Source organism: Novosphingobium sp. AAP93 (genome assembly GCF_001296055.1).
In the GTDB taxonomy this organism is placed as follows: domain Bacteria; phylum Pseudomonadota; class Alphaproteobacteria; order Sphingomonadales; family Sphingomonadaceae; genus Novosphingobium.
In genome coordinates this window covers 1-13,763 of record NZ_LJHZ01000087.1, presented here as the reverse complement: position 1 = coordinate 13,763, position 13,763 = coordinate 1, and the positions used below count along the sequence as shown (strand labels likewise).

The window sequence follows — 13,763 nt, the reverse complement described above, 5'->3', positions numbered from 1 at the left end:
GAGGGAGCTGATGCAAAGCTGATGGCCAGACGGGATTTCCCCAACCGCTCCGGTTCGGAGCGTTCGTCCTCGCGGCGGCAACGCGATCCGCAGGAATCGTCGTTCATCGCCCGCTGGCTGCGCCGCCTTGCTGTATGGGCCGGGGCAGTATTCCTGCTCGCTGCCATCTCGCTGGCCGTGGCGGTGTTCGTGACCGAGCGTTCGCTGCCGAGCTATGAGCGGATGAAATCGACGCAGACCGGGCAGACCATCGTGGTCCGCGCAAGCGACGGGTCCGAGATCGTCACCTTGGGGCCGAGCTATGGCCGCTGGGTGCCCTACGAGCGCATTCCGCAGACGCTCAAGGACGCGATGATCTCGGTCGAAGATCGCCGCTTCCGCGATCACTGGGGGGTCGATCCCATCGGCATCGTCCGCTCGGTCATGGTGCGCATCCAGACCGGGCACTGGAAGCAGGGCGGCTCGACGATCACGCAGCAGCTGGCGCGCAACATCTTCCTCAACAACAGCCGCACCTTCGATCGCAAAATCCGCGAGGCGCTGCTGGCGATGGCGATCGAGCAGAAGTTCACCAAGGACCAGGTGCTCGAGCTCTATCTCAACAAGGTCTATTTCGGCGGCGGCGCCTATGGGGTCGATTCCGCCGCGCGCAAGTTCTTCGGCCATTCGGGCGAGCAGCTGAGCCTCGCCGAGGCCGCCATCATCGCGGGGCTTGTCAAGGCGCCCTCGCACTATTCGCCGACCGCCGATGCCGCCGCTGCGGTCGATCGTGCCAAGGTCGTGGTGCAGACGATGCAGGAAGCGGGCAAGATCACCCCCGCCGAAGCTGCGGCGACCGATTTCAAGACGGTCAAGCTGGCCGACGAGCAGGGCCAGAACTCCGCGCGCTACTTCACCGATTGGGTGCTGCCGCAGCTCGACTTGCTGCTGCCGGACAATGACCAGCCGATCGAGGTCTGGACCACGCTCGATCCCAATGCGCAGCGCGCCGCGACCGATGCGATCCAGGCCAACGTGCCCAAGGGAACGCAAGGGGCGCTCGTCAGCCTCGACCGCGACGGGGCGGTGCTGGCGATGGTCGGCGGCACCGACTACGTGACGTCGAACTACAACCGCGCGGTCAATGCGGTGCGCCAGCCGGGGTCGGCGTGGAAGCTGTTCGTCTATCTCGCCGCGCTCGAAGCCGGGTACACGCCGGACGCCAAGGTCAAGGACGAACCCGTCACCATCGACGGCTGGAGCCCGCGCAATTCGGGCGGGACTTACGCCGGCGAGATCGACGTGCGCAGCGCCTTCGCCTATTCGAAGAATACCGTGGCGGCGCAACTGGGGAATGAAGTGACGTTCGCTGCGGTCGCGCAGATGGCGCGTCGTTTCGGCATTACCACGCCGATCAATACGCTGCCTTCGATGGTGCTTGGAACATCCGACGTGCGCGTGATCGACATGGTGCGCGCGTTTGCGGCGGTGCAGGCCAAGGGCACGGCGGTGACGCCCTATGGTATCCGCAAGATCACCTCTACCGAAGGCGAAGTGCTCTACAGCCACCGGCCCGATCCGGCCCAGCAGCTGGTGCCGAACTTCGTCGCGGCCGGGATCACCGACCTCCTGCAATCCGCCGTGAGCATCGGCACCGGCCGCGCCGCCCAGATCGGACGGCCGGTGGCGGGCAAGACCGGCACGACCAGTTCGAACAAGGACGGCTGGTTCCTCGGCTTCTCGAGCGGGATCACCACCGGTGTGTGGATGGGCCGCGATGATGCGCATCCGGTGCCCGGCCTGCAGGGCGGCACCGCACCGGCGCGCGCTTTCGCCGCCTATATGAAGATCGCCACCGCCAAGCGCCCGCCCGAGAAGTTCGACACCGATCTCAAGCTGCCGCTGTGGCAGCTGGAACCCGATGACGAGGTGATGCAGGCCAATCCGGATGGCTATTTCTATGCCGATCCCGATGGCAATATCATCGAACCGGGTGCGCAGAACCGGGCGCCATCCGGGGATTCGGTCGTGCCGGGCGGCGAGCAGGGCGTTGCCGTGCCGGACGGTCCTCCGGCAGCGGGCGACGATTTCCTCAATCGCGCCACCGGCAGGCAGTCTGATCCGGCGCGGCCCCGGCCGAAGCCTGCGGCCACGCCAAAGCCGAACTGATCCCCGTCAGGCGTCGCGGGCGAGCACCTTGCTCCCCGCGATGCCGACGAGGAACATACCCAGCGTCAGTGTGTTGGGCACGAGGTTGAGCCCGAAGCCGGTCGCGACGGACAGCGCGCTGTCGAGCGCATACCACGCCAGCATGCCGATGGTGGCGGCGCGCCACAGCGGTTGGCCTGCGCGCCCCATCGCGATCGCCTGACGCATGACCAGCCCGAACATCACCATCCAGCCGAGAAACACGCCGCCGAGGATGCCGATCATGAACCGGCCGGCAGGCGTGAGGTCCGCCGGCGGTCCCATGCTGGTGAGGGCAAGGCCCATGCGCAGCGGTGCGTCTGTCGCGGGCAGAGCGCCGCCTGCGACAACCAGTGCGAACAGGACCATCGAAACCAGCCAGAACTGAAACCAGGCTTGCCAGAAGGGGCTCATGCAGGTGCTCTCCTCGTTGTTGGGTGGCTTGGTGGCAGAGATGGCTGCGGCCGATCAATTACCTCACAGGTTATTGATGCACCGGCTTCTGCCTGCGACATTCCAGCCATGGACATGCACACCGACGGATTCCCGCGCCTCCTGCGCGAATGGCGGCAGAAGCGGCGCTGGTCTCAGCTGGACCTTGCGCTGACCTCGGGCGTTTCGCAGCGCCACATCAGCTTTCTTGAATCCGCGCGGGCCAATCCCAGCCGCGCGATGATCCTGCAGCTGAGCGAGGCGCTCGAAGTCCCGCTGCGCGAGCGCAACTTGTGGCTGACGGCGGCGGGGTTTGCGCCGCTCTACCGCACGCGCACGCTTGATGATCCGCAGATGGCGCAAGTCATGGGCGCGGTGCAGATGATGCTTTCGGCGCACGAGCCCTATCCCGCGCTGGCGCTCGACCGGGCGTGGAACGTGCTGATCGCCAACCGGCCGTTCGAGGCGCTGACCGCCATGCTCGGCGCCGATATCTGGGAGCGCGTGAGCGGACCCGACAGCGGCGGCGAGCGCAACATGATGCGACTGTTCTTTCACCCGCAGGGCATTCGCCCGCTGATCACGAACTGGCCTGCAGTCGGCCCGCTGCTCTGGCAGCGCGCGACGCGCGAGGCGCATGAGCTGGGCGGGGCGGACATGCAGGCGGTGCTCGACGAGCTCGCGCCGTTCCAGGGGCCCGAGATCCTGTGGTCGGCGCTGGACAGCGCCCTGCTGCCGGTCGCTCCCTTCAAGCTGGCGCTGGGCGATCAGCGCATCGCGCTCTTCGCAGTGATCGCCACGTTCGGCACCGCGCAGGACGTCACCACAGACGAGCTCCGGATCGAGACGCTGTTCCCCGCCGATGCCGAGAGCGAGGCGCTGTTCCGGGCGCTTCCCCTGCCTGCGGAACCGGCGATTTACTTGCCGCAATAACGCCTGAGGTAATTGGCAGCATTCGGGAGCCGGTCCATTCTCCCTCCTGCGGCGCGCAGGACACAGGGAGAGGACCGATGACCCCACTCGAAACCGTCAAGGCCTTCATGAAGGCGATGGAGCCGCTCGATTACGACACAGCGCTGCAATATGCGGCGGATACCTGCGAGTACACGAACCCGCCGCCGATCGGCACCGTCTCCGGCCCCGCCGGGATCCGGGCGGTGTTGGAACCGTTCTTTGCGCCGACGCTGGAGAACCAGTTCGTTATCCTGCGTGAACTCGCTGCCGGTTCTACAGTGATACTCGAACGGCTTGACCGGCACCGGCTGGCAGAAAAATGGGTCGAGCTGCCGGTGACCGGCGTCTTCGAAGTGCAGGACGGCAAGATCACCTACTGGCGCGACTATTTCGATGCGGCGACGATCCTGTCGCAATGGCCGACCGGCTGAGCACAAACGAAAAGGGCTGGCGAACCCGCGTCCGCCAGCCCCTTTCCTGATCTTGCAGAACGATCAGCGGATGCGGATCGGCAGATAGAGCGCCGGCTGGCCGCGACGCTGGATGCGCAGCAGTACCGCCTCGCGGTTCTCGGCCTTGGCCTGCCGCACGATCGCTTCGAGGTCGGCGGCACTGGCCACCGGCTTGTAGTTGGCGGACAGCACGATGTCGCCGCGCTGGAGGCCCTTGGCCGCCGCGTCCGCCGAATCGTCGACAGCGGTGATGACCACGCCCTTGGTGTCCTCGCTCGCGCCTAGCTGGCGGGCGATCTGCGGCGTCAGCGGGATCGCCGCGATGCCGAGCGCCTGCTGGACGACCGGACCGGCGGGCTTGCTCGGCTTTGCCTTGCCGCCGAAGCCGTCGTCGTCGCCGCCCTGCTGGGCATCGGGATCGAAGGTCTGCTGGGCAAGCTCTTCCTCGCTCGGCCGCTTGCCGACGATGGCTTGCACCGTGAGGCGCTGGCCGTTGCGGATAAGATCGATCGGGATGCGCTTGCCGGGCGTGGTGTTGGCGACGATGAACGACAGCGTCTGGTCCGGCGTCACGTCCTTGCCGTCGACGCGCACGACCACGTCGCCCGGCTGCATCCCGGCCTTGGCGGCGCCCTGCCCGGGCTCGACCGACTGGATGAACTCGCCGCGGTTCTTGGCAAGCCCGAGGCTGGCGGCGAGATCGTCGGACAGCTGCTGGATGCGCACGCCGAGGTAGCCGCGCTCGATCGCCTGACCGGTGCGCAGTTTCTCGACGATGGGGGCGGCGATCTCGGCCGGGATCGCGAAGCCGATGCCGACGCTGCCGCCGGTGGGCGAGAAGATCGCATTGTTGATGCCGATGACGTTGCCCTGCATGTCGAACATCGGGCCACCCGAGTTGCCCCGGTTGATCGACGCGTCGGTCTGCAGATAGCGGTCATAGGCCGAGCCCGAGCCGGTGTTGCGATAGACCGCCGAAATGATCCCGCTGGTCACCGTGCCGCCGAGACCGAACGGATTGCCGATGGCAATGATCCAGTCCCCCACGCGGGCGTGGCGCGAATCGCCGAACTTCACGAACGGGAAGGGCTTGGGTCCGGTGATCTTGAGCACCGCGAGGTCTGAGGCAGCGTCGCGGCCGACGAGCTTGGCCGGATAGTCGGTGCCGTCGGTCATGGTGACGGTGATCGATTCGATCTCGCCCTGTCCTTCGGCGGTGATCACATGGTTGTTGGTGACGACATAGCCGTCCGCCGAGACGAGGAAGCCCGAACCCAGCGACTGCGCCTCGCGCGTCTGCGGCTGGCCGCCCTGACCGCCGCCGAACAGGTCTCCGAAAGGCGTTCCGGCAAACGGATTGTTGTTCTGCACCTTCACACGCTGGCGGGTCGAGATGTTGACCACTGCCGGCTGGAGCTGCTGGGTAAGGTCGGCAAAGCTGGCCGGGGCGCCGCCGCGCGGGACGACCGACTGCATCTGGGTAGGCTCGTTCTGCGCCACCTGGGCTCCCGCCGGGAAGCCCGTCGTCAGGGTCAGCGCGCTGCCGGCGAGGAGCAGCGCCGTAGTCACTCCATAAGCGTATCGCACGTGGCAATTCCTCTTCATTTCAGCGGCGGTGCGCGGGAGCCCGCGCATCAGGTCCCCGTCCCGATTCCGCGTGCCCAGCTTTCACATGGCGGCGCCTGAACCGGGATTGAATAACATATTCGGCCAGCGTCCGGTGCGGTTACTTCCCGCCCTTGAACTGGCGCAGATAAGCGTTGTCGGGCGACAGCACGATCGAGGTGCTGTTGTCCTTCTGCGAGAAGGTATAGTCGTAGCTCTTCATCGCGCGGTAGAAGTCGTAGAACTCCGGGTCCTTGCCGAAGCTCTCCGCATAGACCTTGGCGGCAGTTGCTTCCGCCGTCGCCTGGATGATCTGCGCGTTCTTCTGGCCCTCGGCGCGGATTGTCGCGGCTTCCTGCTGGCGCGCGGTGGCCATGCGGGTAAACGCGGAATCGAGCGGTGCACCGTCGGGCAGGTCCGCCCGCTTGATCCGCACGTCGATCACTTGCGCGCCATATTCGCGCGCTTCCTTGTCGAGCCCCTTGCGGATGTTGACCATCGCCTGCCCGCGGTCCGCCGTCAGCAGCGAGCCGAAGGTGCGCTTGCCCAGTTCCTGACGCAGCACCGAGTTGAGGATCGGCTGGAGCTGTTCGGCCACCTTGTCCACGGTCCCGGCGGTCTCGTACATCTTGACCGGATCGATCACGCGGAAGCGCGCGTAGGCATCGACTTCGAGGCGGCGCTGGTCTGCCGAAGTCACCTGCTGGCGGTCCATCTGCACATCGAGCACGCGCTTGTCGATGCGGACAACCTGCTCGATGAAGGGGATGCGCAGCACGATGCCCGCGCCCGTCTGGCCGAAATCGGCATTGGGGCGGAAGCGGTTGACGACGCGGTTGGGCTCGCCCAGCCGGACGATCACCGCCTGCTCCTGCTCGCCGACCACGGTGACGCAGCTCACCAGCACGACGAGGGCGACGACGACCGCAATCAGCGCGGCCTTCTGTTCCTGCCACAGGCGGATCAGGGTCTGTTCCATCTCAGCGGCGCTCCCCACCATTGGCCCCGTTCACGGTCGTATCGGCCGGCGGGGGTGTCTGCCTGATCCCCGGCAGCGGCAGGTAGGACATGACCCCCGGCGTTTCGACGATCACCTTGTCGGTCTTGCTCAGCACGCGCTCCATCGTGTCGTAATACATGCGCCGCCGCGTCACTTCGGGGGCGAGCTTGTACTGCTCGTAGACCTTGTCGAACGCGGTCGCCTCACCCTGCGCGCGCTGGGTGATCTGCTGCGCATAGGCTTCGGCGCGGTTGATATCGCTCTGCGCGTCCTGCTGGGCGGCGAGCACTTCCTTGAAGGCATCGACGACCTTGGCCGGCGGGTCGGTCTTCTTGATCTCGACACCCTGGATCTTCACGCCCGAGCGATAGGCGTCGAGCACGCGCTGCATCCGCTCGCGCACATTGGCCTCGATCGCGGCGCGGCCCGAACCCATCGCGTCGTTCAGCGTCACTTCGGCAATCGACTGGCGCATCGCGGCCTCTGCCACTTCCTTCACGGTCTCCGCCGGCTGCGCGAGCTGGAAGGTGTAGAGCTTGAGGTCCTTGATGTTCCAGCGGACGAGATAGGTAAGGTCGACGAGGTTTTGGTCGCCCGTGAGCATCAGTCGCTCACCATCGCCTTCCGGGATGGAATCGCGGCGGATCGAGGTGACGTCTTCCACCGTCACGGCCTGGATCGGCCAGGGCAATGTCAGCGAGACGCCCGAATCGATGGTGTGGCTATAGGCACCGAATGTGGTGACGATACCCTTTTCCTGCGGCGACACGCGGTGGACCATCGTCGTACCAAGCCAGAGCAGCACGACAAGGCCGATCGCAACCGGCACCCACGAGCCGCCACCGGGGCGCTGGGGCAAGCGGAAGCCGGGGCCATTGCCGCCGCCCCCGCCACCGGCGCGGCGCTTGAACAGGTCTTCAAGGGTCTGCCCGCGGCGCCCGTCGCCCGAGGAGGGCGGCAACCACGGATTGCGCGGGCCATTGCCGCGCGGAGGCGGTGGCGGACTGTCGGGCGCGGAATCGCCGCCGTCGCCCGCCGGTTCGCCTGAAGGCTCTCCGCTCCCCGTATCACCAGCGCCCCAGGGGCTCTTCTTGCCGGCCATGGCCAGACCGATCCGCGACATTCGTCCACCGAAAGAAATCATGCGAAGGACTATAGGTACGCTCTGCGGTTAAAAACAGTGTCTCACTGGGAAAATTCGCCGGTTGAAGTGTGCGTCCGTTCCACGGAAGCACTGCGGGCCGGTGCCGCCTTCCACGAGAGTGGAAAAGACTCTAGGGGACGACCGACAGGGCAAGAACGGGACAGCGGCATTGAGCCTCGATCAGACAGCGTTGGAACAGGCCGTCCGCATGGCCGCAGGCGCGCGCATGCAGACGGTGAAGGCGGATGGCGAGACGGCCTCGATCATCCTCGAAGTGAGCGGGCTGGACCGCGCTGGCCGCGATGCGCTTGAGGCCAAGGTGAAGGAAGCGGCGCGCGCTGCCGGCGCCGCCGAAGTGCGCGTGGGGATGACGGCCGAGAAAGTCACGCGGCGGATTGTCGCGGTGGGATCGGGCAAGGGCGGCGTCGGCAAGTCGACGCTGTCCGCCAACCTCGCCGTCGCGATGGCGAAGCTGGGCCGCAAGGTCGGGCTGGTCGATGCCGATATCTACGGCCCCTCGCAGCCGCGCCTGCTGGCGACCGAAGGCCGCAAGCCCGAGGCGGAGAACCAGAAGATCCACCCGGTGCAAAGCCCGTGGGGCGTGCCGATGCTCTCGATGGGCCACCTCGTGCAGCCCGGGCAGGCGATCGCGTGGCGCGGGCCGATGGCGGGCAATGCGCTCGGCCAGCTGATCGATGCGCATTGGGGCGATGCCGAGATCCTCGTCGTCGACTTGCCGCCGGGCACCGGCGACGTGCAGCTCACCATGCTCCAGAAGCACAAGCCGGCGGGCGCGGTGATCGTCTCGACCCCGCAGGACCTTGCGCTGATGGATGCCGCGCGCGCGATCCGCCTGTTCGAGCAGGGCGACGTGCCGCTGATCGGCATGGTCGAGAACATGTCGGGCTACGTCTGCCCGCATTGCGGCGAAAGCAGCGATCCGTTCGGCCAGGGCGGCGCGGAAGCCGCAGCCAAGACGATGGGCCTGCCCTTCCTCGGCCGCGTGCCGCTCAATCTCGCGATCCGCCAGTCGAGCGATGCGGGTGAGCCGCCTGCCGCCGGGAACGGCCCCGAAGCGGCGATCTTTGCGGGCATTGCCCAGCGCGTGCTCGACTGGCTGGACGCGCAGAAGGGATGAGGCTGACCCGGCGCGGGCTGCTGATCGGCGCGGGGGGCGCAGGCGCGCTGCTCGTCGCTTTCGCGCTCTCGCCGCGCCGCTATGCCAGCGCGCTCGTCGCCGGACCGGACGAACATGTTTTCGACAGCTTCATCCGCCTCGCCAAGGATGGCGCGATCAGTGTCGCCGTCCCGGTCTGCGAGATGGGGCAGGGCATCTCGACGCTGCTGGCACAGGTCGTCGCGGTCGAACTCGGCGCGGACTGGAAGCGCGTCGGGGTGGAGCCGACGCCGCCGAGCCCGATCTACGGCGATCCGGTGCTCGCCGCGCGCTGGGCGCCGCTGTGGCAGTCGCGCTGGCAGCCGCGCTTCCTGCCCGCGCTGGCCGATACGCCCGACGACTGGCTCGCCCGCACCCATGCCGAGCGCGAGCCGATGATGATCACCGCCGAAGGGACCGCGCTCGCCGCGTTCGAGGCGCCCTTGCGTGCGGCAGCGGCGGGCCTGCGGGCGATGTTGATGCAGGCGGCAGCGGCGCAGTGGAATGTCGGCTGGGAAACGCTCGATACCGCCGGGCATTACGTGGTGAACGGCAAGCAGCGCCTCGCATTCGCCGCGCTCATCCCGGAGGCAGTGACGTACGATCCGCCGGAGCCACCCGCCCTGCGCGCCGAACCGCCGAGGGAGCGCCCCGGCCAGTTTCCCGAGGGCGCAAGGCCGCGCTACCCTCGGCTCGACTTGCCCGTCAAGGCCGATGGCAGCTTCGTCTATGCGGGCGATGTGCGCGTGCCGGGCATGGTCCACGCCGCGATTGTCCACGGGCCGCAGGGTGATACGGCGCTGTCGAGCTTCGACCGCAAGGCGGCGGAGGCGGTTCCCGGCGTCGTCGGCGTCGTGCAATCAAAGCGCTGGGTCGCGGCGGCGGCGAAGACCTGGCATGCCGCACACAAGGCGGTGCTGGCGATGGAGCCGCGCTTCCATGCGGCGGGGCGGATCGCGGATTCGTCCGCGCTCGATGCGCGGATCGACACCGCGCTGCGCAAGGGCGCGGCAACCCGCTTGATGGCGGAAGGCGATCCTGACCCGCTGCTCGCCAAGCCCAGCCTAACCGCGCGTTATGATATCGAGCCCGCGCTCCATGCCCCGCTGGAAACCGCGACCGCGACCGCGCGGCTCAGCGGGGGCAAGCTCGAGTTGTGGCTTGCGACACAGGCACCCGAACTGGTGCGGCGGCAGGCGGCCAGGGCGGCGGGCGTCTCGCGGCGCAACGTGGTGGTCTATCCGATGCACGCTGGCGGCAGCTTCGATGCGCGTCTCGATGCGCGGATCGCGGTCGAGGCGGTGGAGATCGCCAAGGCGCTGGGCCGCCCGGTGCAACTGATGTGGAGCCGCTGGGAGGAGGCGCTGGCAGGCTACCCTCGCACGCCGGTCTCCGCACTGCTCTCCGCCTCTATCGGCCCGGACAAGCGCCAGCTGCTCGGCTGGCGCACGCGCATGGCGCTGCCTGCCACGGCTATCGAGGCCGGCGCGCGGCTGCTGGATGGTGCGGACGCCATGGACGCGCAGGCGGCCGCCAAGGATCGCGCCGATCCGCTCGCCTGCGAAGGGGCAATGCCGCTCTATGCGATCCCCGAACGCGCGGTGGACCACGTGCCCGTCTATCTGCCGCTGCCCACGGCGCGCTATCGCGGCAATGCGCACGGCTACGGCGCGTTCTTCACCGAGAGCTTCATCGACGAGTGCGCGCATTTCGGCGGGGCCGAGCCGCTTTCGTACCGCATCGGCATGCTTACCGGGCAGCCGCGCCTTGCCGCCTGCCTTGTCGGGGCGGCGCGCATGGCGATGTGGGGCGGCGGGGCGGATGCGTCCGGGCAGGGCATCGCCTGCCACCGCATGGACCTTGCCGGACCCGAAGGCCTGCGCAGCGGCTTCATCGCCGTGGTGGCGACGGCGCAGCAGGAGGAAGGCGCGATCCGGGTCGACCAGCTCACCGCGCTGCTCGATATCGGCCGCATCGTGAATGTCGATGTGGCCCGCCAGCAGGTCGAAGGCGGGATGCTCTTCGCGCTCGCGCAGGCCATCGGCGGCAGCACGGCCTATGTGGCGGGATTGCCGACGGCGGGCCGCCTTTCACAATTGGGCCTGCCGCTGCTTGCCGATTGCCCCAAGGTTGATATTGCGTTTGCCGAGTCGGACGAGCAACCGTTCGATTCCGGCGAGCTGGCGACCACAGCTGTCGCGCCTGCCATTGCCAACGCGCTGTTTTCTGCCACAGGACTGCGCTTTCGCCGTCTCCCCCTGCTTTCTGAAGGCCTCTGATCAGCGCCATGGACCAACCTGCCGACCATCCCCGGATTCTGACCGGCAAGATCGGAGTGCTGCTGGTCAACCTCGGCACGCCCGACGCGCCCGACGAAGGCGCGGTGCGCCGCTATCTCGCCGAGTTCCTCTCCGACCGCCGCGTTGTCGAGATCCCTCAGATTTTCTGGCAGCCGATCCTGCGCGGGCTTGTCCTGCGCACGCGGCCCCGCAAATCCGCCCACGCCTATAGCCAGGTCTGGACCGACGAGGGATCGCCGCTTGCCTTCCACACCGCCGCACAGGCGCGCGCGCTGCAGGCCCGGCTGGGCGAGGCCGCGATCGTCCGCCACGCGATGCGCTATCAGAAGCCGGCGATGGCGGCAGAGCTCGACAAGCTCCTCGCCGACGGCTGTGAGCGCATTCTCGTGGCGCCGCTTTATCCGCAGTACTCGGGTGCGACGACCGCAAGTGCGCTTGATGCCGTGGCAGACTGGATCAAGGATCGCCGCCGCCTTCCGGCACTGCGCACCCTGCCGCCCTATTTCGACGATCCGTTGATGATCACCGCGTTGCACCAGAGTCTCTCCGCCCAGATCGCAGCGCTCGATTTTGCGCCGGAACTGCTGGTGCTGAGCTTCCACGGCATGCCCGAGCGGACATTGCGGCTCGGCGACCCCTATCACTGCCATTGCCAGAAGACCGCGCGCCTGCTGGGCGAGGCGTTTGCCACGTCGCACCCGGAGCTGAAGCTCGCCACCAGCTTCCAGTCGCGCTTCGGCCGCGCCAAGTGGCTGGAGCCCGCGACGGACGATGTGATCAAGGTGCAGGCCACCAACGGCATTCGCCGCATGGTCGTCGCCGCACCCGGATTCTCGTCCGATTGCCTCGAAACCATCGAGGAACTGGGCATCCGGGGCCGCGAGGACTTCGAGGCGGCGGGCGGCACGCATTTCGCGGCGCTCACCTGTCTCAATGCGACTGACACGGGCATGGATATGCTCGAAGCCCTGGTGCGGCGGGAACTTGCCGGCTGGATTTGACTTAACTGACAAGTGTGTCATTAACCGCCCGGTTAATCGCACTCGCAGGAGCAGAGCCGTGGCAAGCCTCGCAGCACCGCAATCGCGGTCCATTCGTCCGCATGACGCGCAGTCCGAACGCGGCAATCCGCACTGGATCCGCCTGAAGGACGAACGCGAACTCGATTCGATCCCCGGCGAGGACGGCTGGCCGCTGGTCGGCACGACCTTCATGCTCCTCGCCGACCCCATCGGCTTTGCCAGGCGCATGCGGGCGAAGCACGGCGACGTCTATCGCACGCGCGGCTTCGGGCGGCGGCAGGTCGTGCTGATCGGGCCCGATGCGAACGAACTCGTGCTGTTCGACCGCGACAAGATCTTCAGCTCCGAACAGGGGTGGGGCCCGGTGCTCAACCTGCTGTTCCCGCGCGGGCTCATGCTGATGGACTTCGCCGCGCACCGGGCGGACCGCAAGGCCCTCTCCATCGCGTTCAAGCCTGAGCCGATGCGGCATTACTGCGACTTGCTCAACGCCGATATCGCGGCGGGTGTGGAGGCTTGGGGCGAAGGGGAGCGCAAGTTCTACCCCGCGATCAAGGCGCTCACCTTGCAGACGGCAGCGACGAGCTTCCTCGGCCTGCCGTTCGGGCCGGAAGCGGACAAGCTCAACAAAGCCTTTGTCGACATGGTGCAGGCGGCCGTCGCGCCGATCCGGCGGCCGCTGCCGTTCACCGCGATGGGCCGGGGATATGCCGGGCGCAAGCTGATGGTGGAGTACTTCACCGGGCTGCTGCGCGAGCGGCGCGCCAATCCGGGGCAGGACATGTTCAGCCAGTTCGCCCTCGCGCGGCGCGATGATGGAGCCAAGGACGAGCAGGGCGAACTGCTGCCCGAGGATGTCGTCGTCGATCACATGATCTTCCTGATGATGGCCGCGCACGACACGATCACGAGTTCGTTCACCACACTGATCTGGCACCTCGCGAAGAATCAGGACTGGCAGGACAAGCTGCGCGCCGAAGCCCGCGCGGCGGCGGGGGGCGACGGCGTGCCGCTGGCGTTCGATGCGCTGGGCAAGCTGGAACTGACCGAGATGGCGATGAAGGAAGCGCTCCGGATCATGCCGCCGGTGCCTTCCACGCCGCGCCGGGCGCTGAAGGACTTCACCTTCCGGGGCTTTCGCATTCCCGCCGGCACCGATGTCGATGTCAGCGCCTCGGCGGTCCACGCCGATCCGGCGCTCTGGCCCGAGCCCGAGCGGTTCGATCCCATGCGCTTCACGCCCGAGGCCGTGGCAGCGCGGCACAAGTATGCGTGGATCCCGTACGGCGGCGGGGCGCATATGTGCCTTGGCCTGCACTTCGCGACGATGCAGACCAAGCTGCTCGTGCACCACATCCTCACCCGCTACCGGGTGGACGTGGCGCCGGGCTATGCGCCGACGTGGCAGCCCTGGCCGATCCCCAAGCCGCGCGACGGGCTGCCGGTGAAGTTCACGCGGATTTGAAGGCGGCACCAGCCCGCTCCCCCGCCCGGCCACCCATTCAGGGTACTCTCGTGGGTGGCCGGGCGGG

At 67.5% G+C, this 13,763-nt stretch carries 11 protein-coding genes; 7 read left to right on the top strand and 4 right to left on the bottom strand.

The features are described 5' to 3' along the window. The first annotated feature begins 21 nt into the window (after window positions 1-21). Complete coding sequence (locus IP83_RS13470; protein WP_054122744.1) at window positions 22-2,148, top strand: transglycosylase domain-containing protein; 2,127 nt, start codon at window positions 22-24, stop codon at window positions 2,146-2,148. Between the two features lie 6 nt (window positions 2,149-2,154). On the opposite strand, the gene IP83_RS13465 is transcribed toward IP83_RS13470, so the two are convergent. Next, window positions 2,155-2,580 (bottom strand): hypothetical protein, encoded by a 426-nt coding sequence (locus IP83_RS13465; protein ID WP_054122743.1) that lies wholly within the window; start codon window positions 2,578-2,580, stop codon window positions 2,155-2,157. Between the two features lie 108 nt (window positions 2,581-2,688). On the opposite strand from IP83_RS13465, the gene IP83_RS13460 reads away from it, so the two are divergent. Together IP83_RS13460 and IP83_RS13455 are read left to right on the top strand one after the other, a co-directional pair. Further along, entirely contained in the window at window positions 2,689-3,531 is an 843-nt protein-coding gene (locus IP83_RS13460) for a helix-turn-helix domain-containing protein (protein ID WP_054122742.1), read from the top strand. Between the two features lie 77 nt (window positions 3,532-3,608). Next, complete coding sequence (locus tag IP83_RS13455; protein WP_054122741.1) at window positions 3,609-3,983, top strand: limonene-1,2-epoxide hydrolase family protein; 375 nt, start codon at window positions 3,609-3,611, stop codon at window positions 3,981-3,983. Between the two features lie 63 nt (window positions 3,984-4,046). On the opposite strand, the gene IP83_RS13450 is transcribed toward IP83_RS13455, so the two are convergent. From IP83_RS13450 to hflK, 3 genes are all read right to left on the bottom strand, one after another. Continuing rightward, window positions 4,047-5,609, bottom strand: a complete 1,563-nt coding sequence (locus tag IP83_RS13450) for a Do family serine endopeptidase (RefSeq protein WP_171955399.1) — start codon at window positions 5,607-5,609, stop codon at window positions 4,047-4,049. A gap of 121 nt (window positions 5,610-5,730) precedes the next feature. Continuing rightward, the gene (gene hflC / locus IP83_RS13445) at window positions 5,731-6,588 is read right to left on the bottom strand and encodes a protease modulator HflC (RefSeq protein ID WP_054122740.1); all 858 of its coding nucleotides are present in this window, start codon (window positions 6,586-6,588) and stop codon (window positions 5,731-5,733) included. A gap of 1 nt (window position 6,589) precedes the next feature. Further along, on the bottom strand, window positions 6,590-7,732 hold the full coding sequence (gene hflK / locus IP83_RS13440; protein ID WP_231625047.1) for an FtsH protease activity modulator HflK: 1,143 nt from the start codon (window positions 7,730-7,732) through the stop codon (window positions 6,590-6,592). 388 nt (window positions 7,733-8,120) lie between these two features. On the opposite strand from hflK, the gene IP83_RS13435 reads away from it, so the two are divergent. The 4 genes from IP83_RS13435 to IP83_RS13420 are packed head-to-tail and all read left to right on the top strand — an operon-like array spanning window position 8,121 to window position 13,696. Then, window positions 8,121-8,891, top strand: a complete 771-nt coding sequence (locus IP83_RS13435) for an Mrp/NBP35 family ATP-binding protein (protein WP_231625051.1) — start codon at window positions 8,121-8,123, stop codon at window positions 8,889-8,891. Continuing rightward, the gene (locus IP83_RS13430) at window positions 8,888-11,188 is read left to right on the top strand and encodes a xanthine dehydrogenase family protein molybdopterin-binding subunit (protein ID WP_054122738.1); all 2,301 of its coding nucleotides are present in this window, start codon (window positions 8,888-8,890) and stop codon (window positions 11,186-11,188) included. Before IP83_RS13435 ends, IP83_RS13430 begins: the two co-directional genes overlap by 4 nt. Before the next feature lie 8 nt (window positions 11,189-11,196). Next, window positions 11,197-12,210 carry a ferrochelatase gene (gene hemH / locus IP83_RS13425; RefSeq protein WP_054122737.1) on the top strand — a complete coding sequence of 338 codons (1,014 nt, stop codon included), beginning with the start codon at window positions 11,197-11,199 and terminating at the stop codon, window positions 12,208-12,210. A gap of 58 nt (window positions 12,211-12,268) precedes the next feature. Further along, the gene (locus tag IP83_RS13420) at window positions 12,269-13,696 is read left to right on the top strand and encodes a cytochrome P450 (RefSeq protein WP_054122736.1); all 1,428 of its coding nucleotides are present in this window, start codon (window positions 12,269-12,271) and stop codon (window positions 13,694-13,696) included. The last annotated feature ends 67 nt before the right edge of the window (window positions 13,697-13,763 follow it).

What these genes read in the sequence shown, in the direction of transcription:
- hemH (WP_054122737.1), top strand. Translation starts at nt 11,197, where the DNA reads ATGGACCAACCTGCCGACCATCCCCGGATTCTGACCGGCAAGATCGGA.
- IP83_RS13435 (WP_231625051.1), top strand. Translation starts at nt 8,121, where the DNA reads ATGACGGCCGAGAAAGTCACGCGGCGGATTGTCGCGGTGGGATCGGGC.
- IP83_RS13460 (WP_054122742.1), top strand. Translation starts at nt 2,689, where the DNA reads ATGGACATGCACACCGACGGATTCCCGCGCCTCCTGCGCGAATGGCGG.
- IP83_RS13465 (WP_054122743.1), bottom strand. Translation starts at nt 2,580, where the DNA reads ATGAGCCCCTTCTGGCAAGCCTGGTTTCAGTTCTGGCTGGTTTCGATG.
- IP83_RS13455 (WP_054122741.1), top strand. Translation starts at nt 3,609, where the DNA reads ATGACCCCACTCGAAACCGTCAAGGCCTTCATGAAGGCGATGGAGCCG.
- hflK (WP_231625047.1), bottom strand. Translation starts at nt 7,732, where the DNA reads ATGTCGCGGATCGGTCTGGCCATGGCCGGCAAGAAGAGCCCCTGGGGC.
- IP83_RS13470 (WP_054122744.1), top strand. Translation starts at nt 22, where the DNA reads ATGGCCAGACGGGATTTCCCCAACCGCTCCGGTTCGGAGCGTTCGTCC.
- IP83_RS13430 (WP_054122738.1), top strand. Translation starts at nt 8,888, where the DNA reads ATGAGGCTGACCCGGCGCGGGCTGCTGATCGGCGCGGGGGGCGCAGGC.
- IP83_RS13450 (WP_171955399.1), bottom strand. Translation starts at nt 5,609, where the DNA reads ATGAAGAGGAATTGCCACGTGCGATACGCTTATGGAGTGACTACGGCG.
- hflC (WP_054122740.1), bottom strand. Translation starts at nt 6,588, where the DNA reads ATGGAACAGACCCTGATCCGCCTGTGGCAGGAACAGAAGGCCGCGCTG.